General features: G+C 36.1%; 21 protein-coding genes and 1 tRNA gene. 2 read left to right on the top strand and 20 right to left on the bottom strand.

Annotated elements, in window-relative coordinates; translation table 11 throughout:
- Positions 1–312: 312 nt before the first annotated feature.
- From ACYIAQ_RS05960 to ACYIAQ_RS05940, 5 genes are all read right to left on the bottom strand, one after another.
- Positions 313–1,167, bottom strand: coding sequence for a hypothetical protein (locus ACYIAQ_RS05960; protein ID WP_483562888.1), 855 nt, complete (start codon positions 1,165–1,167; stop codon positions 313–315).
- A gap of 6 nt (positions 1,168–1,173) precedes the next feature.
- The gene (locus ACYIAQ_RS05955) at positions 1,174–2,112 is read right to left on the bottom strand and encodes a type II toxin-antitoxin system antitoxin SocA domain-containing protein (protein WP_483562887.1); all 939 of its coding nucleotides are present in this window, start codon (positions 2,110–2,112) and stop codon (positions 1,174–1,176) included.
- A gap of 12 nt (positions 2,113–2,124) precedes the next feature.
- Complete coding sequence (locus ACYIAQ_RS05950; RefSeq protein ID WP_483562886.1) at positions 2,125–2,415, bottom strand: type II toxin-antitoxin system MqsR family toxin; 291 nt, start codon at positions 2,413–2,415, stop codon at positions 2,125–2,127.
- A 135-nt stretch (positions 2,416–2,550) separates the two neighbouring features.
- Positions 2,551–3,474 (bottom strand): hypothetical protein, encoded by a 924-nt coding sequence (locus tag ACYIAQ_RS05945; protein WP_483562885.1) that lies wholly within the window; start codon positions 3,472–3,474, stop codon positions 2,551–2,553.
- 484 nt (positions 3,475–3,958) lie between these two features.
- Positions 3,959–4,031, bottom strand: a tRNA-Thr gene (locus tag ACYIAQ_RS05940).
- Between the two features lie 149 nt (positions 4,032–4,180).
- On the opposite strand from ACYIAQ_RS05940, the gene ACYIAQ_RS05935 reads away from it, so the two are divergent.
- Together ACYIAQ_RS05935 and ACYIAQ_RS05930 are read left to right on the top strand one after the other, a co-directional pair.
- Positions 4,181–4,885, top strand: a complete 705-nt coding sequence (locus ACYIAQ_RS05935) for an MgtC/SapB family protein (RefSeq protein ID WP_483562884.1) — start codon at positions 4,181–4,183, stop codon at positions 4,883–4,885.
- Positions 4,886–5,004: 119 nt separating this feature from the next.
- Positions 5,005–6,204, top strand: a complete 1,200-nt coding sequence (locus tag ACYIAQ_RS05930; RefSeq protein ID WP_483562883.1) for a DUF2974 domain-containing protein — start codon at positions 5,005–5,007, stop codon at positions 6,202–6,204.
- 69 nt (positions 6,205–6,273) lie between these two features.
- On the opposite strand, the gene ACYIAQ_RS05925 is transcribed toward ACYIAQ_RS05930, so the two are convergent.
- The 15 genes from ACYIAQ_RS05925 to ACYIAQ_RS05855 all read right to left on the bottom strand — a co-directional run bounded on the left by ACYIAQ_RS05925 (position 6,274) and on the right by ACYIAQ_RS05855 (position 21,766).
- Entirely contained in the window at positions 6,274–6,432 is a 159-nt protein-coding gene (locus ACYIAQ_RS05925; protein ID WP_122017523.1) for a YtxH domain-containing protein, read from the bottom strand.
- 170 nt (positions 6,433–6,602) lie between these two features.
- On the bottom strand, positions 6,603–7,982 hold the full coding sequence (gene dnaB / locus ACYIAQ_RS05920; protein ID WP_122017522.1) for a replicative DNA helicase: 1,380 nt from the start codon (positions 7,980–7,982) through the stop codon (positions 6,603–6,605).
- Positions 7,983–8,020: 38 nt separating this feature from the next.
- On the bottom strand, positions 8,021–8,476 hold the full coding sequence (gene rplI, locus ACYIAQ_RS05915) for a 50S ribosomal protein L9 (protein WP_122017521.1): 456 nt from the start codon (positions 8,474–8,476) through the stop codon (positions 8,021–8,023).
- A gap of 12 nt (positions 8,477–8,488) precedes the next feature.
- The gene (locus tag ACYIAQ_RS05910) at positions 8,489–10,510 is read right to left on the bottom strand and encodes a DHH family phosphoesterase (RefSeq protein WP_483562882.1); all 2,022 of its coding nucleotides are present in this window, start codon (positions 10,508–10,510) and stop codon (positions 8,489–8,491) included.
- Positions 10,511–10,660: 150 nt separating this feature from the next.
- Positions 10,661–10,897, bottom strand: a complete 237-nt coding sequence (gene rpsR, locus ACYIAQ_RS05905; RefSeq protein WP_090093298.1) for a 30S ribosomal protein S18 — start codon at positions 10,895–10,897, stop codon at positions 10,661–10,663.
- Between the two features lie 24 nt (positions 10,898–10,921).
- Entirely contained in the window at positions 10,922–11,443 is a 522-nt protein-coding gene (gene ssb, locus ACYIAQ_RS05900; RefSeq protein ID WP_483562881.1) for a single-stranded DNA-binding protein, read from the bottom strand.
- 53 nt (positions 11,444–11,496) lie between these two features.
- The gene (gene rpsF / locus ACYIAQ_RS05895) at positions 11,497–11,793 is read right to left on the bottom strand and encodes a 30S ribosomal protein S6 (protein WP_122017518.1); all 297 of its coding nucleotides are present in this window, start codon (positions 11,791–11,793) and stop codon (positions 11,497–11,499) included.
- 221 nt (positions 11,794–12,014) lie between these two features.
- Entirely contained in the window at positions 12,015–14,480 is a 2,466-nt protein-coding gene (gene gyrA, locus ACYIAQ_RS05890; RefSeq protein WP_483562880.1) for a DNA gyrase subunit A, read from the bottom strand.
- A gap of 9 nt (positions 14,481–14,489) precedes the next feature.
- Entirely contained in the window at positions 14,490–16,460 is a 1,971-nt protein-coding gene (gene gyrB / locus ACYIAQ_RS05885; protein WP_122022445.1) for a DNA topoisomerase (ATP-hydrolyzing) subunit B, read from the bottom strand.
- Complete coding sequence (gene recF, locus ACYIAQ_RS05880; RefSeq protein ID WP_122017515.1) at positions 16,450–17,589, bottom strand: DNA replication/repair protein RecF; 1,140 nt, start codon at positions 17,587–17,589, stop codon at positions 16,450–16,452. The genes gyrB and recF overlap by 11 nt, the downstream gene beginning before the upstream one ends.
- Before the next feature lie 8 nt (positions 17,590–17,597).
- On the bottom strand, positions 17,598–17,819 hold the full coding sequence (gene yaaA / locus ACYIAQ_RS05875) for a S4 domain-containing protein YaaA (RefSeq protein WP_483562879.1): 222 nt from the start codon (positions 17,817–17,819) through the stop codon (positions 17,598–17,600).
- Between the two features lie 202 nt (positions 17,820–18,021).
- Positions 18,022–19,152 (bottom strand): DNA polymerase III subunit beta, encoded by a 1,131-nt coding sequence (dnaN, locus tag ACYIAQ_RS05870; RefSeq protein ID WP_483562878.1) that lies wholly within the window; start codon positions 19,150–19,152, stop codon positions 18,022–18,024.
- A 167-nt stretch (positions 19,153–19,319) separates the two neighbouring features.
- The gene (dnaA, locus tag ACYIAQ_RS05865) at positions 19,320–20,687 is read right to left on the bottom strand and encodes a chromosomal replication initiator protein DnaA (RefSeq protein ID WP_483562877.1); all 1,368 of its coding nucleotides are present in this window, start codon (positions 20,685–20,687) and stop codon (positions 19,320–19,322) included.
- Positions 20,688–21,079: 392 nt separating this feature from the next.
- Entirely contained in the window at positions 21,080–21,241 is a 162-nt protein-coding gene (locus tag ACYIAQ_RS05860) for a hypothetical protein (RefSeq protein WP_483562876.1), read from the bottom strand.
- A gap of 216 nt (positions 21,242–21,457) precedes the next feature.
- Positions 21,458–21,766 (bottom strand): hypothetical protein, encoded by a 309-nt coding sequence (locus ACYIAQ_RS05855; RefSeq protein WP_483564042.1) that lies wholly within the window; start codon positions 21,764–21,766, stop codon positions 21,458–21,460.
- Between the last annotated feature and the right edge of the window lie 529 nt (positions 21,767–22,295).

Here is a 22,295-nt window from a genome sequence, read left to right as displayed (position 1 = left end):
AGAAAAAAGGATAGCAATGACATAATTTGGTATCGAGTAGGTACAAATAAATGGATCAATTCCTAGACACTAATAAGCCAAAAGTAAAATACTCTTCAGATAACAATAACTCCAACAACACAAATCAAATAATTTTAGATTCTTATTCAAAGTAAAAATACTAATAAATCAAGGTTTTTAATGCCAAGATTTAATAGTATTTTTTAATTTCTGCGTTTTTTGCAGACACATTTTCTATGTATTTTTCAACTACTAAACACACTAATTTTTTATGTATTACTATATTTAAATCATAAGATTGCATTACCATAGCTAATCATCAATATAGATATCTTGATATAAGTAATCATTGAAAGATAAAAATTTAAATTGACCATTTTTATTTTTCAAGAAACCTCTAAAGTATACGTTCGCATATTTTCTCGACGATATATATTTATTAATTTTTGATGTAGCTGGTCTTTTCCTTAACCTCTCATAATTTGCATAAAGAGTGGCCTTGTCAAAACCATAAAAATTAAAGCAAGCAGGTCCCCCCTCTTCATGAGATATTCTGGCATTTCCATAAAAAATATGCATAGTATCAACTTGCTGATTACAATCTGATAAATTAATAAATAACTCATTCAACGACATCTTTTTCCCATTTAAAATCAGAAAACGATGATCATTTGGAACATTATCATCTTTCCAGAATTGAATTAATGTATACATAGAACTACGATGAGAATTTTGCCTTTTGATACCAGCAATATCAGTATTCTTATTTTTTAGTCTAGTACCCTTTTGATTTTTCGATAACGAAATAGTTTTTTTATTAACCGTTCCTTGGACTTTTGAACGTTCCGGATACTTATCAATTATTATATATCCACCATTTCTTATAGTACTTTTCGACTCGTTAATATCTTTTTCATTCTGAACTTTAAATTCTTCAGAAGTAATCATTGAACAACTATCTACGTGTAGGTTTGAATTATTAGAGGGTTTAAAATAGTACCGGCGTCCCTTTTTACACCAATTAGTACAAGTTAATGGTATTTGACATTTCGAATCTAGACAATGAAAAGCATACTTAGATTTCAATTTTCCACTCTTTGATAATTTATTTGCTTCTATTGCATCAATTTCATGATCTAATTCCTCACTATATGCTTCTTCAACCATTATTATTTACTCTTTCTCAAAATATTCTTCTACTCCTCGTTTAAACGAATCAAAAATCAACTGGTCTTTAATTATCTCTCGATCCGGAGTTAAATTCCATGGTGATCCGGGCCGATGAGTCTGCTTACTTAACCGAGCAGCGTTGTAATTAATGTAATCCTTATTAACCTTATCTAGTAAATCGATAATCTCACCATCTTTAGAAACCAGGTTATAGTCATCCATGGCCTCTTTATCTGGTTTATCAATATCTAAAACACGCTGACCATTAAACTTATTATGTACTTCAGTTATTAATGGACCGTATTGAAAATGAATAATAGGAGAAGAAAACAGTCTACTTCTAGTTTCAGCTAAAAATCTACCATATGCAAAATAGAGAAGTTTAATGACTTTCATTTGCGTTAATGGATCAATATTCAAATCATTATCCCGCTCAAAATAATTTTCAACTCGAAACCAATTAGCTAACTGCACAGCAGTGAATCTAGGCTGCTCAGTTTGTGATTCCACAACACTATCACTATTGTTCAAATAAGAATTAACCTTTGCAGTCAATTCATCAGAATAATTATTCTTCTCATCAGAAATATATTGTTTAAGTACATTATCGCTTTTTATGAGAGATTTTAACAACCTATTATTAGCCTTTGTTGGAAATGCACCCGTTTCGTAAAGAGCAATCGTATTTGGACTCAATCCGGTTAATTCTGCTAAATTACGTTGTATTAATCCAACTTTAGCTCGATATTGTTTTATTTCTTTTGGTGACAATAAACCCATTTCTTCACGATATTTTTGACGGGCAATTTCAGCAGCTTGATCATCTAATGCCTTATCTGGAATCAGTTTATTGGTTTGACTGTCAAAAAAAGCAGGTGCTTTTACTGTATACTTACGTCCATTAATGGTATAAGTAGTCGTGAAATCCTTCTGGTAAGCCATATAAGCCCTCCTTTAATAATCAAGATAGAAACTAATAAATACTACTTTTTGATTATCTTCAGTAAACACAAATTTAATGTAGTAAACTTGTCCATCGCTTTTTTTAAATACCCAGACAAATTGTAATGGATTACTTCTATTCGGTTCATGTTTAACAAAATCACTGATCGACAACTGTTTAACTATTTCTTTCGCCAAAGTCACTGAAACTGGCATTGCCATTTTGTCTATTCTTCGAACCATTTGAAAATGATCATGCTTCACAAGGAATTTTAGCCTTGCTAATGCCTCAGCAACTTCCATTACAAACCTCCAAGTAGAATTCCTATGTCATTATAGCATCTACTACTAATCAGTAGCAACTTACAAATATTATACTTTATAGTTCTATACAGATTCGAAAAAAAGAGATAGAGACAACATTGCCCTATCTCTTTACTACGCTACTAAACTATTTTTTATAAACTCTACATCTGGTAATTTTACTAGTGCATAAACTGCACAAATTAATTTTTCGATAATTTCTTCATGAATTACAAATCTAGCAGGATCCACTCTGCCGTGCTGAACTGAATGTCTTCCAATTCCGATCTTTTCTCTTCCATCTTCAAATTTTTGCTTCTTAGGATCCCATAAATCACTTAAGTAAGAAAATACTGCATAATATGACAATATATCAGCATTAAAGTCTTCTACACTTGCTTTTCCAATAAACTCATCTAAATCTTGAATTTTCTTACCTAGTCTAAAACCATCGTTATCTTCTACCACTCCAAATTTAGCTGCCACCGCATATTCAAGCCAACTCATAACAGTGTTTACCAAAACTCCTGCGTTGCTGAAGTTATCTTGTAATAACTTTTTAACTCTAATTATTTGATCATGGTAACCATCAGATAATTTTATTGAATTATCTTCATAATTTGTAGATATTAAATAATCTAGCTTTCTAAAAATATTTTTGTGGTTATTTCTTGAATAAAAAGCGCACGCAATATCATCAAAACTATACTTTTGTGATGCTCTGCATTCATCAATAAGTTCCCTATCTACTTTACTGTTCGATAGTAAAATGATCCAATGATCACTCTCTAAAGATAAACAGATACCACCATTCTTTATAATCTGATCGTAAGTTTGTCCTGGTGAAATTTTAGGTATTTTAGGAAGCGCTGGTCGAATTATCTTATCAAAGCTACGTGTAATTTTAATAATTTGACTAAAATATGAAGTAGGATTTTTTATTGCATTTGTCCAATATGCTTTACCATATGCAGCATTTCGCACTTGTTTAATTTGAGAAAACACAGCCTTATTATTATCTGCAATTATTTTTGTCCATCTGTTTTGCCTACCAAGCATTTTATTCTAATCACTTCTGTCAATTATAGATTTCCCTGCATTAAAGTTATTTTTTTGTCGAACAGCACCTAACAGATGTAAATTATTTTGTCGAAATGATGTCCAATTATTTATATTATGAGAAAAACTCATTTGTTTTCTCATCTATAAACTTATTTGTACTAAGATTTGAAAAAGGTCGTTGATTTAAATTATTGTTTTTCATAAATTTCCTTTCATTGCGGAATATATGTTCCTATACATTATATCAAATTATTTAGATAAAATAATTTTTTTATGCTCAGTTAATTTGCACACAAAAAAGCAGGATCAAAGCCCACCATATCAGCTCTTATTCTACTTTTAAAATTAGCTTGTGGCACATACCTTAATTCATGTTCCAAATTTTGTGCCAAAATTACTTTTATACAAAAAAATAAGCCCTCACTTATCTTCGTAAAACGTTGATAAATAAAGGTTAATCAATCTATATAAATCTATTAAATGCTGACTAGAGGATTCGAACCTCCGACCTCATCATTACTAGTGACGTGCTCTGCCAACTGAGCTAAGTCAGCGTTGTTAACTCAACAACGATACTTATTTAACCATATTCCTAAAGATTAAGCAAGTGCTTTTCAATTATTTCTCCAATTTTTTCATGTACTAATTATTATTGTCTTTTAGCGTTATAATACCATTATGATCTAAAAATTGGAGGGATAGAATGTCTTTTGTTTCATCACAATTTGCCATGGAATTTTCATGGCTACTGCGAATTATCGTAGCATCGTTATGTGGCGCATTAATTGGATATGAACGTGCCATTCAAAGAAAAAGTGCTGGTGTCCGCACCCATATTGTTGTTGCTTTTTCATCTGCACTCTTTATGATTATTTCCAAATATGGCTTTGCCGATTTATTGAAAACTCCGAATATTGCCTTGGACCCATCACGAATTGCTGCTCAAATTGTTACTGGCATTTCTTTTATCGGCGCCGGTGCTATTTTGGTTAAAAAACAGCAAATTTCTGGTTTAACCACTGCTGCTGGGATTTGGGCCACTGCAGCTATCGGAACGGCGATAGGGTCAGGACTTTACATAGTAGGAATAGCTACAACCATATTCTTGTTTATAATTCAAATGCTGTTTCATGATGACAACCTAATTGATCGAATTATTCGCCACATTCGCTTTAATATTCAAATTGAAGCAATAAATCAACCTAATATTTTACAGACAATTGAGAAAGAATTAACTGCTAATTATGTAGAGAATGTTTCGGTTAAAATCATGTATGTTAGTGATGAACGAATTATCTTTTTTGTAGATGGAATTATTAATAACAATATCGATGAAAATAATATTATTATGGCCTTGCGCAAGTATCCAGACATTAAGCGCATTAGTTATGCCACTATCGATAAATAGTTAAGTACTAATCTTTAAGCAATAGTTAAGTCTATTGCTTTTTTAGTCTTAATTTAATCATTATTGTCATAAGGATTATACAATAGAAATAGTTTATTAATGGAAGGAGTAATAATTTTATGGCTGGTTCACTAGATTATTTACGTTGGCGTGGCGATATTACATTTGCCGAAAGACCATTTAATAGCGTTGACGCTTCTTTATTATCATCCTTAGTATATTTACCTGCAGATAATTCTGTTATTGAGCATACACTTAGCGAATTGGCAGGTAAATTACAAGATTTACCTACCTTCCAAAACCAGATGCATTCAGAAACTGCTTCTGAAGTTATGTTATTACCGGAGAGCCCAAGAATTGGTAAAATAAAAATTCTTGATTGGACTAATCGCTTAGAAAAAGAACCTCACCCATTACAATTTAGTGCTGCGACTTTTGCTATCGACAAAGGGACAATTGTAATTGCCTTTCGTGGAACTGATGGTACGATGATTGGCTGGAGAGAAGACATGCGGATGAATTTTTTGCCCGAAATTTACGGACAAAATGTTGCAGCTAAATATTTAGAAACAATTGCTAAGAAATTTCCTAACCAACGGATTTACTTAGTCGGGCATTCAAAAGGAGGAAATTTTGCGCAATACGCTTTGAGCGCAGTCAAACCAGAAATTCAAGAACGTGTTCTTAAGGCAATTAATTTTGATGGACCAGGATATTTTCACAAAGTCTCTACTAGTCCCGGTTTTATTAAAACGATGGCAAAAATGAGAACATACATCCCTCAAGGCTCAATTTTTGGAGCAATGCTTGACCATCCCGAACAAACTATCGTTGTCAAAAGCACGGCTGCCATGCGTAATCAGCACGATCCACGTCGCTGGTCAGTGGGGCGTGATAGTTTTACCTTAGCTGATGGTTTATCTGCTGGCAGTCGCGTAATTCGTCATGCATTAATTAACTTTAACAATTCTATTCCTCAAGAAAAGAGGGATGAAACTTTTTCTGATTTATTTGAAGCATTTGAAAACTCTGATATCCATGAATTGCATCAGTTAACCAATAATAAGCTAGTTGGTACTTACCGACTGAGCAAGGTGCTCATGACTCTTGATCCAGAAGAGCGCAAACTAATTGCCCAAATTTTCAGCAATATCTGGAACTCATACAAAAACAACGTAACTATGCCTCTAATGGCCAATAATTATGAACTATACCCCAAGAGTAACGATTCTAATAAAGCACCAGTTTTCTATGAATTCTATGATTCTGAGCGTCCTAATTTAGAATTACCTCCTAATGTTCAAGATAAACTTCATTAGTTGTTTCATGTGGAACATAATAATAAGGCTGGAAAACAATTAAGTTCCCCAGCCTTATTTAATTGAAGATTATTTCTTCATATTGTCTTTAACATCTTCGACTTTATCTTTAACATTCTCAGCTGCGTCTTGAGCTTTGTCTTTAACATCGCCTGCAGCTTGTTGCATTTTGCCTTTAACTTCGTTAGCTTTACCAGCTAACTTATCTTTAAATCCTTTATCAGCCATAATATTATGTCCTTTCCCTAAAAAATTAGTGAAAATTTCTCTTACTCTATTAATAGTACAATTAAAACAACTGTTTGTCACTGAAAACGCTCAATTTTGTAATCAAAAAATCATCAAGCCCCAAACCATCATCTTGAAGCTTGATGATTAATAATTTATATTGTTCTTTATTATTCAGGCTGATGATGAGTATAATCGAGATTTGAAAAGCGATTATACGGTTTTGAAAACATCAACTTAATTGTCCCTCGACTTCCTGAACGGTTCTTTTCAATAATAACCTCTACTTCGCCATTATCTTCTTCTGCACCAACTTCAGGATTTTTATCTTCATCTTGATCTTCTTCACGATAATAGTCCTCACGATATAAAAATGAAACAATATCTGCATCCTGTTCAATTGAACCTGATTCACGGATATCAGACAAAACTGGACGCTTATCTTGTCGTTGCTCGACAGAGCGCGACAATTGCGATAATGCAATTACAGGAACATGAAGTTCTTTTGCTAATTTTTTTAATTGCCGAGAAATGGCTGAAACTTCTTGTTGCCTAGACTCACTACGTGGACCTTCAATAAGTTGTAAATAGTCAATCACAATTAACCCAAGATTACCTTTTTCCTTGGCCAAACGCCGAGATTGTGCTCTTATCTCACTCATCTTAATTCCCGGAGTATCATCAATATAAATTTTGGCATTAGCTAAGGAGCCCGATGCAACAATTAGTTTACGCCACTCTTCTTCATCTAATTGTCCTGTTCTTAAATGTTGAGAATTAATTAATCCCTCAGAAGCCAACATCCTCTGAACTAACTGCTCGCCCCCCATTTCTAGGGAAAACATTGCAACTGCTTTTTCAGTATGTAGTCCAACAAATTGGGCAATATTTAAAGCAAAGGAGGTTTTACCGACACCAGGACGTGCGGCTACTATAACAAGTTCATCTTCATGTAAACCAGTTGTCATTTTATCTAGTTCGACAAATCCTGTAGGCAAACCTGTAACCATGTTTCCATCTTCAGGAATATCATTTATTTCTTCAATTGTTGAATTAACAATCTCCTTAATGCTTCGAAAACCATTTGTACTATTTTCTGAAGAAACATTCATGATCTCACTTTCAGCGTTATCAAGAATTTCCGTCACATCATCAGAATCCTGCATAGCATTAGTAATGATTTTTTGGCTAGCGGAAATCAACCGGCGTAAAAGAGCTTTACGGTGGACAATTTTTGCATAATAGACAACATGTGCTGCCGTTGGCGTTGCAATTGCTAGTTCAGAAACGTATGCAATTCCACCGATATCATCCAGTTGATTTTTTTTAGTCAATTCATCCTGCAAAGTTAGCGGATCAATTCCATCTTCACGGTCAGATATGTCCAACATTGCTTGGAAAACCAACTGATTAGCCTTTTTATAAAAATCATCAGGTTGTACTTCCGCACTGGCATCAGCAATTGATTTAGGATCAATAAAAATTGCACCTAAGACTGCCTTCTCTGCTTCATCATCGTGCGGTATTTGCTGTGAGACAATATTATCCATTAGTTATGACCACTTTTTATCAGAATCCAATTCAAAGCTTAATCTTGCTGTGTAATATGAACGCGAATTTTGCCTTCTACACCCTTAAATAATTTAACCGGGACATTTGTATACCCTAGCGTTTTAATTGGCTCAGATAAGCTTAATTTACGTTTATCGATCTTAATATCAAATTGCTCTTCTAGTCCTTCAACAATTCTCTTACTTGAAATTGATCCAAACAAACGTGAATCAGAACCGGCTTTTGACTTGAAATTGACAACTGTTTCATCTTTTTCCAGAAGTGCTTTAATCCTTTCTGCCTCGGCTTTTTCACTTTCATAAGCAGCCTTTTCATTAGCATTAATTCTTTCAAGCGTATGCATATTAGCTTTGGTAGCAGCCTTGGCTAATCCTCGTTTAATTAAAAAGTTCTGCGCATAACCATCAGGAACATTCTTAACCTCACCACGTTTGCCGCGACCTTTAACGTCTTCAGTAAAAATAACTTTCATTTTGTTCTCCTTTTATTCATTTTCTTTTTCATAAGTATCAACCGCTGTGACCAATTTATCAAGTGCTTGCTCAATCGTTATATTCTTTAACTGAGTTGCAGCATTCGATAAGTGTCCGCCACCGCCTAACTTTTCCATAATAACCTGAACATTAATATCACCCATTGAACGAGCAGAAATACCAATTGTATCCTTATCACGACGTGTAACTGCAAAACTCGCTTCAACATTCTCTATATCAAGAGCAGTATCAGCAGCTTGTGCCGTAACAATTGGATCGACGATTTTATCATTCGATCCACATAAAGCCGCCATCTTCGGCTTGATCATCTTTAGACTGCTAACTAAACGAATCCTTTCCAAAAAGCTTTCAATATCTTCTTTGAGCAGTTCAGTCACACCTACCGAGCTGGCACCAATTGAACGCAGATAGCTAGCAGCATCAAAGGTTCTTGTTCCCGTTCGTAAAGAAAATTCCTTAGAATCAACCGTAATTCCAGCTAACATTGCTGTTGCTTCAAGATCAGTTAAAATTCGTTTACCAGAACTTGGTTGTTGATATTCAACCATTTCTGTTACTAATTCACTAGCAGAAGAAGCATATGGTTCAACATATGTCAGCATTGGATTTTCTGGAAATTCTTCACCGCGGCGATGATGATCTATGACAATAATTCGATTCTTCAATCGATCATACAAATCTTTCGAATACGTAATTGAGTATTTTGAATGATCAACCATTACTAACATTGATTTATTTGTCACACTATTTAGAGCTTGATCAGGCGAAACAAACAAGTTTGCGTTATCTTTAGCCTGCTTCATTTGGATCACTAATCGTCCTACATCATAATTAGTCTTATTAAGATCTAAGACAAAATTTGCTTTAACACCATGTAATCTAGCAATTTTAACTACACCAATACCACTACCAACTGAATCCATATCTGGATTGGCATGACCAACAACAAAAACCTGATCCGCTTCTTTAAACAGCTCACTAATTGCCTGCGAAACCATACGAGCCCTCACACGGGTTCTTTTTTCCATTGGATTAGATTTTCCACCATAAAAACGCGCAGCCTTGCCAGGTTGATTCAAAACAACCTGATCGCCACCACGTCCCAATGCTAAGTCAAGGTTAGATTGTGCCTGATCAGCCAGTTCAGTTATCAGACTGCTTCCAAAGGCAATCCCAATTGATAAAGTCAATGGTGTATTATTACGGCTCGTTTCCATTCGCATTTTATCTAATACAGAGAATTTATCTTGTTCCATCTTTGTCAAATCTTGCATATGAACTAACAACAAAAAATGATCTTCATCTATTCGCTTTAAGTATGCATTAAATTTTTTGGCATATTCACTCAAAGTATTTTGAACATAAGAGCTCGTCGCTGTTAGTTCCTGATCACCCATTGTTTCACTTAATTCATCATAATTATCGATAAAGATTTGACCAATCGCCAATAGTTCGTTGTTATAGCGTTGTTCAATTTTAGCGTAACGCGTAATATCTAATAAATAAACAACTCCTAAATTATCCTGAATGACCATTTCAAATTGATGTCCATCCCAGTTAACAACATGATTTTCTGCAGTTTTAGACTTGATTGAATCGTCAATTAATTCATCTAAATCTGGGTCAACCGATTTAATTGTGTGTCCTATCAAATCATCATCTTTTAAATAAAGTTGTAAATATGGATTTACCCACTGGATTTGCCTATCTTCGTCATAAAGCAAAATTCCCAGTGGCATCTTGATCATCGCTTCTTGCTCGCTACGTTTAATTCGATATGACAAGCTAACAGCAAAATTATTGGCATTGCCAGCCAAGACATAGGCACCATAAACGGTACAGGCAACAGTTAATATAAAAATTACAACCATTGCTAATCCGAATAATGGATTCATAATCATCGCTACAATACTGCCTAATAGCGACAGAATCAAGATAACTAGGACTGAAGCCGTTAACCGTGAATCCTTGATAAAAGCAGGAAATTCAAGCTTACGTAAAAAATCTTTCATGTAAGATCCTTCCTAAATTAATGTAAACTACATTAGTATTATTATACCTTGTATTCACGGGATAAGAAACTCTTACCATAAAGCTTAAATCTGTATACAAAAATACACTGAGCCAATATTGGCTTAGTGTATTTTATTTTATTCAGCTAATTAATCTTCAGTAACAAACGGCAACAAGCCCATAATGCGAGCTCTTTCGATTGCCTTAGCTACCTTACGTTGATTCTTAGCACTAGTGCCAGTGACACGACGTGGTAAGATTTTACCTCTTTCTGAGATAAAACGTTTCAACAGATCAACGTCCTTGTAGTCAACGTAATCAATATGGTTGGCTGCGATAAAGTCAACCTTACGACGACGATGGCCGCCTCTTCTTTGTTGAGCCATATCCTAGATCCTTTCTTTTAAAAGTTAGAATGGAAGATCGTCATCAGAAATATCAATTGTATCTCCTGAACCAGCAAATGGATCCTGTGTTGTATCCGGCTGATTATTAATCGGAGTATTCTGATTTGATTGTCCCATATTTGGCGAACTAGTGGCATTTGAATTACCAAAACCGCCATTATTATTTGGTGTAAAACCACCATTTTGGCCACGGGTTTCACGATCTTTACGTGATTCAAGTAGTGAAAAATTATCAACGATAACTTCAGTCACATACACTCTTTGCCCGTCTTTATTATCGTATGTTCTGGTTTGAATCCGGCCATCAATACCCACAAGTGAACCTTTAGACGTAAAGTTACAGAAATTTTCTGCAGCTTTACGCCAAATGACACAACTGATAAAATCTGCACCTCTCTCACCTTGAGCGTTAGTATACTGACGGTCAACGGCAAGAGTAAACGTAGCAACCGAGATTCCACTCCCAGTAGTACGTAATTCAGGATCACGCGTTAAACGGCCAACAAGTACAACTCGATTAATCATACTATAGGTCCTCCCTTTCCTAAATCACGAAAACGATAAAGATAAAGCTTTGCCTATTTATCTATTTTAACAGTCATTGAACGTAAAACAGCAGTGTCAATCTTAGATAAACGATCAAATTCATTAACTGCGTCAGCATTATCAGCAGTGAAAGTCATGATATGGTAAGTTCCCTCACGATATTTATTGATTTCATATGCAAAATGACGCTTTTCCCAGTCTTTTGATTCAACCATCGTACCACCGTTATCGGTAATAACCTTATCATAGTTTTCAACTAAAGCCTTTTTTGATTCTTCGTCAATATCCGGCTTAATAATATAAGTTATTTCGTACTTAGTAGTTGTCATACTAGTGCACCTCCTTCTGGACTAAATGGTTCTTGCTAAAATTCAAGAACAAGGAGAGTAATCATTCATTACTCACAATTTCTAATTTTAGCACATAAATAAAAAATTACCAAAGTATCTTCACGTGATCCTATGAGAAATTTCGTTTTCTCTAGTAACAAGTACGTAAAAATATTTGATAATTTTTTGTTTTATTTAATTATTTATTCTTTTTAGTCCATCTACTCTTTAGACTCTTCAGCCACTTGATCCTCGACCGGAACAAGTGCCAAACTAGCAACTTTGTTGCCGTCGTTAACCTTAATTAAGCGAACGCCTATCGTGCTACGGCCAGTTTGCGAAACATCTTCAATCTTGAATCGAATCATAATTCCGTCATTGGTAATAACCATAATGTTTTGTGTACCATCGACTACAGTTACACCAGAAAGTGGTCCATTCTTTGCAGTTATATTTGCGGTCTTGATTCCCTTACCGCCTCGGCCCTTAACTGGATACTCAGTAGCAGAAGTCCGCTTACCATAACCATTTTCAGAAACAATTAAAACTTCATCTTGATCACGAATAATGTCGGATCCAATTACATAATCATGGTCACGCAAATTAATACCACGTACTCCAGCGGCTGTTCTACCCATAGAACGAACAACTTTTTCACTGAAACGTACTGCATAACCCAAATGTGTACCGATCAAAATGTCCTGCTTACCATCAGTAGTCAATACATTAGTTAACTCATCCCCGTCACGCAAAGTTAATGCAATTAATCCGCTATTTCTGATATTAGCAAATTCACTCACCTGCGTGCGTTTAACAGTTCCTTTTTTAGTAATAAAGAAGAGGTACTTGTCATATGCATCCTCGGGTATATTAATGATTGTTTCAATCTTCTCCCCTTTTTCAAATTGAAGAAGATTGACAATTGGTAATCCTTTGGCTGTACGACCTAGTTCAGGAATTTCATATGCTTTCTTGGAATAGACTTTACCCTTATTAGTAAAGAACAACAACAGGTCATGCGTACTGGCATAGATCAATTTTTCAATAAAGTCTCCATCCTTAATGCCCGTTCCTTTAATACCTTTACCACCGCGATTTTGAGTCTTAAATTCATTAATTGGCATCCGTTTGATATAACCACTATGAGTCAGGGTCAATAAGACATCTTGCTTTTCAATTAAGTCTTCGTCTTCAATTGAAATAACATCACCCTCACTAATCTTAGTCCGGCGATCGTCACCAAAACGCTTTTGTGTATCGAGAAGTTCATTGTAAATTATTTCATGAATTCGCTCAGTTTTTGCAAGAATATCCTTGTAATCAGCTATTTTAAGTTGTAAATCCTTATATTCTGCCTCAACTTTGTCCCGTTCTAACCCTGTAAGGCGAACCAACCGCATATCTAGAATAGCTTGCGATTGCTTATCATCAAGTCCGAAACGACTAATCAAAGCCGCTTTAGCAATATCACTCGAATCACTTTGACGAATAATATGAACTATTTCGTCAATATGATCTAGAGCAATTTTTAAGCCGGCTAAAATATGTGCTCGAGCTTCAGCCTTTTCTAATTCAAACTTAGTCCTACGAGTAACAACATCTTCTTGATGCTTAAGATAATATTCCAGCATCTGTTTTAAGCTCAAAAAGTGTGGGGCACCATCAGCGATAGCCACCATGTTCATGCCGAAATTAGCCTGCATTTGAGTCAGTTTGAATAAATTATTTAAAACGACACTAGCACTGGCATCTCGGCGAATATCAATTGTAACACGCATACCAGTCTGATCAGATTCATCCCGTACCCCAGTAATACCGTCAATTGTTTTTGAACGAGCCAAGTCGGCAATTTTTTTAATCAATTCGGCTTTATTTACCAAATAAGGCAATTCTGTCACAACAATTCGCTCACGACCATTTTTCTCTGCTTCGATCGTTGTATTAGCCCGAACAACAATATTGCCACGACCGGTCTCATAAGCACGATAGATTCCTCCACGACCCATGATAGTTCCACCAGTAGGAAAATCAGGTCCGGGAATTGCTTTCATTAAATCCTTTGTTGTAACATCAGGATTATCCATCAACATATGTAACCCTGTAATAACTTCGGATAAGTTATGTGGTGGTATATTAGTTGTCATACCAACTGCAATTCCACTAGTCCCATTTACCAAGAGATTGGGAATGCGAGCCGGCAGTACAACTGGTTCATTTTCTGAGTCTTCGTAATTACGTTGCCAATCAATCGTATTTTTATTGATATCGCGAAGCATTTCTACCGCAATTTTACTCATTCGTGCCTCAGTATAACGCATTGCGGCTGGTTCATCGCCATCAACAGAACCAAAGTTTCCATGTCCATCTACTAGCATATAGCGGTAACTAAAATCTTGCGCCATATGTGCCATCGCTAAATAAATTGAAGAATCCCCATGAGGATGAAATTTCCCCATGACTTCACCAACAATTCTGGCTGATTTTTTATATGGTTTATCCGGTGTAACGCCTAGTTCACTCATTCCATATAAAATACGCCGTTGTACTGGTTTTAACCCATCGCGAACATCAGGTAGTGCCCGCGCTACTATAACTGACATGGCATAATCAAGAAATGAGCTATTCATTACACTAGTCAAATCAACATTTCTTATTCTATGATCTTGACCTTGATTGTCGTTATCCATTTAAACCTCCTATGCATCTATATTCTCAACGTACTTAGCGTTGGTCTCAATGAATTTGCGTCTTGGTGCAACATCGTTGCCCATCAATAGTTCAAATACATCATCAATATCTTTAGCATACTCAGGGCTTACTCTATCAAGCCGCCGATTTTCAGGATTCATAGTTGTTTCCCATAGCTGTTCAGGATCCATTTCACCTAACCCCTTGTATCTTTGAACTGTTGCTTTCGGACTTGGTTGTAAACTACCTAAATAATCATGTAATTCTTCGTCAGTATCAAGGTACTTAATTACCTTTCCTTGACGAACCTGATATAGAGGCGGACGAGCGATATAGACATAGCCCTTTTCAATCATAGGTCTCATATAATTATAAAATAGAGTTAAAAGTAACGTTCGAATATGAGCACCATCGACATCGGCATCCGTCATGATAATTAATTTATGATATCGAGCCTTAGAAACATCAAAATCAGCTCCAAATCCAGTTCCAAGAGCAGTAAACAAGGACCTGATTTCTTCATTAGCCAAAATACGATCCATTGAAGCTTTTTCAACATTTAAAATCTTGCCACGAATAGGCAAAATTGCCTGAGTTAATCGTGAGCGGCCCTGCTTAGCAGAACCGCCAGCAGAGTTCCCCTCAACAATAAACAATTCTGAAATACTTGGATCATTACTAGTATTATCGGCCAATTTACCAGGTAAATTGGCAATTTCAAGCCCCGACTTTTTCCGAGTAACCTCACGAGCCCGCTTGGCAGCGGTCCGCGCTCTTTCAGCTAACTGTGCTTTTTCAACAATTTTGCGTGCAACTTGCGGATTTTCCATCAAAAAATTATTAAAAGTTTCGGAAAATGAATGATCGACTGCTGTCCTAGCATCAGAATTGCCAAGTTTAGTCTTAGTTTGTCCTTCAAACTGTGGATCTGGATGCTTAACCGAAACAACAGCTGTCATACCTTCTCGTATGTCTTCACCAGAGAGATTATCATCATTATCTTTTAACAATTTTGCTTTGTGCGCATAATCGTTTACTACACGAGTCAATGCCGTTTTAAAACCTGCTTCGTGCATTCCGCCTTCATAAGTATGGATATTATTGGCAAATGTCATTAAAGTTGTCTTATAACCGGTGGTATATTGTAGTGCTACCTCGACATTAATATCATTGTAGTCACCATCAACATAGATTGGTTCATTAAATAAAACATCGGTTCCCTTATTCAAAAAAGAAACATACTCTTGAATACCACCTTCGTAATGATAGACATCTGTTTCAGCGCTTTCTTTGCGTTGATCAGTAAAAGTCAACTTTAGGCCTTTATTTAAGAATGCCAATTCCCGAATTCGATTCTTCAATACTTGGTCATCAAAGGAAGTTGTTTCAGTAAAGATATCTGGATCTGGAAAAAAATGAACAATTGTACCATGTTCTGATAACGAAACTGTCCCAGTCATCTTCATTTCGGTATTAACACGACCGTGATCGAAATCAATATAATATTTTTTCCCATCTCTCATCGTCGTAACATCAAGTTTAGTTGATAGCGCATTAACAACTGATGCACCAACACCATGAAGTCCACCAGAAACCTTATATCCGCCACCGCCAAACTTACCACCAGCGTGCAGAACAGTAAAAACAGTTTCAAGTGCAGGTCTGCCGGTCTTCTTTTGAATGTCGACAGGTATCCCACGACCATCATCTTGAACTGTAACACTGCCATCACTATTAATTGTTACCTCAATCTTGGTTGCAAAGCCTGCCAAACTCTCATCAATTCCATTATCAATTATCTCCCAGACTAAATGATGCAAGCCCTGAGAACTAGTGGAACCAATGTACATCCCTGGACGCTTTCGAACTGCTTCAAGTCCACCTAAAACTTGAATTTGACTGGCATTATATTTATCAGCTTCTTTTTCATATTGCTTGATCTGCTCAAAATTTTCTTTTTGATTGTCGTTATCTGCCATTCAATTTCCCCTCTTCTAAATAAATTTGTCCAGATTCAATTCGGTATACTTTTGGTTTTTTAATTATTTCCCAGGAAATACCGCTTAAATCTGTCGTAGTAATAAAGGTCTGCGTCTTACCATGAATGTAATTAAGCAGCGCACTCTGCCTTTTGTGATCAAGTTCACTCATCACATCATCAAGCAAAAGCAGTGGATACTCAGTAGTTAAGTGGTGAACCAATTGTATTTCTGCAAGTTTAATACTTAAAGCAATTGTTCTCTGCTGACCTTGCGAGCCATACAAATGAGCATCTTTACCGTTAAGTTCAAATTCAACATCATCACGGTGTGGACCACTTAAAGTGGTTTTTTTGACAATTTCACCTGATTGATTTCTTTGGAAACTGATCAGTAGTTTGCGATAAACTTCTTCAACACTATCAGTTTCATTAATTTCTCGTACCGATGGTCGATAAACAAGTTTCAATTCCTCATTACCAGCACTGATATAAGCATAGGCATCGCGAGCATACCGATCTAAATAAGTTAAAAATTTAAACCGACGAACAATTACTTCTGCAGCTACTCCTGCTAACTGATCGGATAAGACATCTAAGAACATCATATCATGTGCGGAACCATTGGCTAATTGCTTTAAGTAATTGTTCTTTTGCTGTAGAACCTGTTTATACTTACCAGCAAAATACAAATATTCAGCACTAATTTGACCAAATTCTTGATCCATAAAGCGCCTGCGCAATGAGGGGGCTCCTTTGATAAGTTCTAAATCTTCAGGCGAAAATAGAATTGCATTCAGTTGCCCAACATACTTGGATAATTTGGATTGCTCTATCCGATTAATCCAAACTTTCTTCCCCTTTTTAGTAAGCAAAACACGTAATGACAAATCAATTTGACTCTTATAAACGTGCCCAGTAATATTCGCATAATCTTTGCCAAAAGCAATGAGTTCTTTGTCGTTACTAGTCCGGTGTGAGCGTGTTAACGCCAAAAAGCAGATTGCTTCAAGCATATTGGTTTTACCTTGCGCATTTTGTCCAATAAAAATATTGACGTTGGGATCAAATTCAATATCCAATTGTTGTAAGTTACGATAATTTTGTGCATTAAAATGTTTAAGGTACATTTACTTAGTTACCGAAATTCATACTTTTCTTGTGCAACTTCTAGTTTATCCCCTGGTCTGAGCTTTTTGCCCCGTCGATTTTCTGTTTCATTATTCAGTAAAACGGGATTATTCTGCAAATACCACTTGGCTTGTCCACCGGAAGAAATAATGCTTTCTTCCTTCAAAAATTGACTCAAGGTAATGTAATTACCCTTTACTTTAAATTCTTTGATAATATCCACCTTCACCACTATAAATACCTATAATAAGTATATTCGTTTCCCAAGTAAAAGACAACTCAAAAGCCAATATAAAGCCATTTAAACGGTTTTTATAAAACAAATACTTCAACAATAAATAGCTAAAAAGTAAAAATAAGTACTTATTTAAGCGAATCTGACAAAAATGATCATAAAAAAAGCCATCATTCGATGACTTTTTTGTTTGTAATTAAAAAGTTCTAACCGGTGTGATTAGTTGTACAAAGTTGATGTCCGTTTTATTAGGATTAACTGTAAAAGGTCGAAGCGGCTTCGTGAAATCCATCACAATAGTATCAGAAACTGAAGCTCTCAGTGCGTCACGCAAATAATCCGGATTAAACGAAATTTTTAAATTTTCTCCAGTTAGTTTATTGAAACTAACATCTTCTTCAACATTACCAATCTCAGCGGACTCACCAGAAAGTATTACCGTCTTTTTCCCTGTATCGATTGTTAAATCAACTACATTATTGCGACCAGCGTGAGTTAACAAACTAGCGCGGTCCAAAGCACTTGAAAGTTCTACTAAATCAAATTCCACACTAGTAGTACTTTCTTTGGGAATTAATCGTTCAGTATCTGGATAACTACCTTCAAGCAAACGAGAATAAAATAAAATATTACCAATTTCAAATAATACCTGATTATTTCCAGGACAAATTCTAATTTCAGGATCAGTTTCACCGATAATACGCGCCAGTTCTAGTAAACTCTTACCGGGAATAATCAAATCAGTCTTAGTTTGTGGTCCATTTTCCAAATCTATTGCACGACTAGATAACCGGTGTGAATCAGTTGCTACAGCATGAATTTGAGTTGGACTAAAAGTAAAATGAACTCCCGTTAAAACTTGTCGACTTTCTTGAGTCGCAACCGCAAACTGGGTTTCATTAATAATTTCATGGAAGGTTTTACCAGAAATTGTAAAAGTTGATTCATCAGGAATTTCCGGTAATCTTGGATAATTATTAGCATCCAATCCATTAATCGTGAATTCACTGGTTTCTGAAATAATTTGCGTTTGAAAACTGGATTTTACTTCAAGTGAAAATTCTTTACCAGGTAATCGTCTAATAATTTCACTGAAAAACCTTGCTGGTAAAACAATTGATCCAGTTGACTCAACTGATAAATCTTCACTTACTGGTATACGAATTTCGATAGAAATATCTGTATCACTTCCAGTTAGAAGTAATTCATTTTCAGATAAGCTAAGTTTTATGCCGCTTAAGATTGGAATAGTTGCCCGCGATGAGATTGCATGCATGACATTGTTGAGATTGTCTACAAAAAGATTTCTGTTTACTGTAAATTTCATAATTGCCTCCTGATGATAATTGTTTTTATTTAATTATATATATAAGTTAGTAGTATTAGTAGGTCCTGTGATTTCTGTTGAAAAGGTTATTTACGCTTAAAATAACGTAATTCGACTGGTTCAAAAAATGTGAATAAGTTTATTCTTTTTCCACAGTTAATAACTTTTTAACGATCAAGCATCTGCTTTAAATCAAATACTGCTGTTTTGATTTCGGAATTGGTTTTAATTTCACGACTAATTTTTTCATATGCATGCATGACAGTTGTATGATCCTTGCCACCAAATTCCTGACCAATCTTAGGAAGACTTGAGTCTGTTAATTCTCGTGATAGGTACATTGCAATTTGTCGTGGTACTACGATTTGCCGCACGCGCTTTTTTCCTTTTAATTCATAGGTGGAAGTTTGAAAATAATTTGCAACTACTTCTTGAATTTTTGATATTTGAAGTCCTTGATTTTTCTGAACCAATTTTAAGTCTGCTAATGCTTCACGAGCTAAATTAACATTAATGTCTTCATGTTCAATAGTTGCGTGTGCTTGCACTTTAACGAGCGCACCTTCTAGTTCACGAATATTCGTGTCAACTTGAGTAGCAATGTAATCTAAAGTGCTATCATCAATCGTTAAATTCTCGGCTTCGGCTTTTTTGCGTAAAATTGCAATTCGTGTTTCTAGATCTGGTGGAGTAATTTCGACCTGTAATCCCCAAGTAAAGCGTGATACTAACCGTTCTGACAAATCAGGAATCTCGGTCGGCAAGCGATCACTAGTCATTACAATTTGTTTTTGATCGTTATAAAGTGTTTCAAAAGTATGGAAAAATTCTTCTTGAATTCCCTCTTTTTTAGCAAAAAATTGAATATCATCGACTAATAATAAATCGCAGGTACGATACTTTTCACGAAATTGATCTTGCGTTTTATTTTTGATGGAATTGATAAAGTCGTTAACAAAAGTTTCACTTTGAATGTAAACAACCTTGGCACTCGGGCGTTCCGCCAGCATTTGGTGGCCGATTGCCTGCATCAGGTGGGTTTTACCGAGCCCGACGCCGCCGAAGATAAAGAGCGGGTTGTAGAAGCTGCCGGGACTGTCGGCTACCGCTAGCGCCGCGCCAGCCGCCAATTTGTTGCCTTCGCCCTGGACGAAGTTGTCGAAGGTGTATTTTTCGTTAAGCTTGAGGTTGCGCACAAAAACGTTGGAGCTCTCTTGCCGAGGCCGTTCACGTGTTGTCTGTGTCTGCGGCTTAGGCGTGACTAGGCGCTCGCTAGTTGAATTGCCCTCAATCTGAAAGACGGGCAAGACCTCGATGTTGTAGTAGCCGTAAGCCGACTGGATCAGCTGTGAGGACAGGTTCTTCTCCCAATAGCCCTTGGTTACTGGGTTCTGGACAGCGATCCGCAGTTCATGGGTGTCCCTATTATAGGAAAGTGGTTTAGTATTTTTGAACCAGGCGTTGTACGCAACCTCGTTGAAGCGTTCGCGCATTTCATTGTTAAAATGCTGCCAAAATTTATTGATATCAAACAAATTAGTTCCCTCCGATAACGATAAGCAACGTCTATTTTACCATTTAAGCGGGATGTTTTCCACAGGTGAATAAAAATAATTCAGAATTAACAAGATGTGGATAAATATTTTGTGAGAATACACAAAATTTGCTTAAAAAAGCACGTTAAAAAAAGAATTCGCATGATCTCCTGTGGATATTTTTTATTATAATAACAGTACTTGAGCTGAATTACACGACTAAATATCCACATACTGTGCATAATTTTTTAAACAAGCTGGGAATTGTGCATAACCCTGTGCAAAGCACTGTGCCTTGTCTGTTGTGGATAAAATTACGGGTTTTTATGTTAACATGCGAGGTCTGTGCGTGGCTGCTTAAATGGGACGTAAAATCCGTTATTGCAATTTTGTTATGGATTGCACGGCGCGGTTTGCCGCGGTTTAATAAAATAAAAAAAGCAGTGCCCGCATTCGCGGGTACTGCCAAATGGGGCATTATAGGACAAAAATTTACTCTTGCGCTGGCCGTAGCGCTTGGTAACTTGGTCTAGTTTAATAATTGGTGTTGTCATTCTTGGTCCTCCTTTTGGCTAAATAGCAGTTGTTTGACGCTAGATTTGCGCAAATACAGTAATCCGAATAATAAATTGCAGGATGAATTTGATGCTGACGACTAGAATACCGACACGCGAACGCAGCAGGATAGTTGTGAGCAATTCCAGTATGAAGCTAAACGTTAAAAAGAGCAGGTCTTGCGGTAAATGTTGGAAAGACTGTAGCCGAGAAACCTAGTAGATGCGGATGATCGCGTAGACCAAGGTCATTGACAAGACTAGTAGCAGCGCGCCGATACCACCGAAGAGGTAGAGCGTGTAGGTCAGATCCTTTTGAACGCCCTTGATGTATTCGCCAATGGAAATAAAGACCGGTTTATACGGCGTTATCCATGAATTAATAAAAATCTGCTCCTTGGTCTTCTGCGACATCTGTTCAGTATCAATCTTAGCCGACCCGTTCAGTCCCTGTGCGCTTAAGTTGTCTGTTTCAAAGAAGGTCATGTTGGCAGGCGTGGCGACAAGAATGATTGTCCGATTCATCCACAAGGGTTCCGTCGTCTCTGTTGCCCAGGTGAAGAGCTCGTTGTGAGCACGGTAGGACTGAAAAAAATTGCCGCTTTTTGTTGAAGGTGGTGGGAGTGTCAGTCCATTTAAGTCTAGATAGAAAGAGGTCGTCAAATTTTGCAATATTGAAAATCTTTTCTTTAATGAGTGATTTAGTTGTAGTATCTAATTCTGCGATAGTATCAGTTACTAAAGCAATATAACCTTTAATCATTAATAATAAATCTTGGCGATGAGGCAGATTTCCTTGCGCAATTATGCGCTCTATTTGTGTGAGTTCACTGCTTGGATTTTGATAATAAGCGTCGTTCATCAATTTGATTAGCACTTATTCACGATCATATTGTAATTTCTTTTCTGGATTTAATTATGTAAAAAGGTAAATTGTAAAATGAAGTTGAACACTTGCCCTAATTAAAAAATGAAAAAAGTCCATTGGACTTCTTTGATAGAATGTAATTACCCAATCAATTCTAGAAAGAAGTTACCAATGAACTCGCTTAAT

Source organism: Lactobacillus sp. X-49 (assembly GCF_057063645.1).
The sequence above is the reverse complement of the archived record's forward strand: the minus strand, read 5'-3'. Positions and strand labels throughout refer to the sequence as shown.

Coding starts and splice junctions, on each gene's coding strand:
- ACYIAQ_RS05910 (WP_483562882.1), bottom strand. CDS start 10,510: ATGAAAGATTTTTTACGTAAGCTTGAATTTCCTGCTTTTATCAAGGAT.
- ACYIAQ_RS05925 (WP_122017523.1), bottom strand. CDS start 6,432: ATGGCTGATAAAGGATTTAAAGATAAGTTAGCTGGTAAAGCTAACGAA.
- ACYIAQ_RS05930 (WP_483562883.1), top strand. CDS start 5,005: ATGGCTGGTTCACTAGATTATTTACGTTGGCGTGGCGATATTACATTT.
- gyrB (WP_122022445.1), bottom strand. CDS start 16,460: ATGGCAGATAACGACAATCAAAAAGAAAATTTTGAGCAGATCAAGCAA.
- ACYIAQ_RS05955 (WP_483562887.1), bottom strand. CDS start 2,112: ATGGCTTACCAGAAGGATTTCACGACTACTTATACCATTAATGGACGT.
- recF (WP_122017515.1), bottom strand. CDS start 17,589: ATGTACCTTAAACATTTTAATGCACAAAATTATCGTAACTTACAACAA.
- ACYIAQ_RS05935 (WP_483562884.1), top strand. CDS start 4,181: ATGTCTTTTGTTTCATCACAATTTGCCATGGAATTTTCATGGCTACTG.
- ACYIAQ_RS05945 (WP_483562885.1), bottom strand. CDS start 3,474: ATGCTTGGTAGGCAAAACAGATGGACAAAAATAATTGCAGATAATAAT.
- ACYIAQ_RS05960 (WP_483562888.1), bottom strand. CDS start 1,167: ATGGTTGAAGAAGCATATAGTGAGGAATTAGATCATGAAATTGATGCA.
- rpsF (WP_122017518.1), bottom strand. CDS start 11,793: ATGACAACTACTAAGTACGAAATAACTTATATTATTAAGCCGGATATT.
- ACYIAQ_RS05860 (WP_483562876.1), bottom strand. CDS start 21,241: ATGACAACACCAATTATTAAACTAGACCAAGTTACCAAGCGCTACGGC.
- ACYIAQ_RS05855 (WP_483564042.1), bottom strand. CDS start 21,766: ATGAATCGGACAATCATTCTTGTCGCCACGCCTGCCAACATGACCTTC.
- ACYIAQ_RS05950 (WP_483562886.1), bottom strand. CDS start 2,415: ATGGAAGTTGCTGAGGCATTAGCAAGGCTAAAATTCCTTGTGAAGCAT.
- rpsR (WP_090093298.1), bottom strand. CDS start 10,897: ATGGCTCAACAAAGAAGAGGCGGCCATCGTCGTCGTAAGGTTGACTTT.
- dnaN (WP_483562878.1), bottom strand. CDS start 19,152: ATGAAATTTACAGTAAACAGAAATCTTTTTGTAGACAATCTCAACAAT.
- gyrA (WP_483562880.1), bottom strand. CDS start 14,480: ATGGATAACGACAATCAAGGTCAAGATCATAGAATAAGAAATGTTGAT.
- ssb (WP_483562881.1), bottom strand. CDS start 11,443: ATGATTAATCGAGTTGTACTTGTTGGCCGTTTAACGCGTGATCCTGAA.
- dnaB (WP_122017522.1), bottom strand. CDS start 7,982: ATGGATAATATTGTCTCACAGCAAATACCGCACGATGATGAAGCAGAG.
- rplI (WP_122017521.1), bottom strand. CDS start 8,476: ATGAAAGTTATTTTTACTGAAGACGTTAAAGGTCGCGGCAAACGTGGT.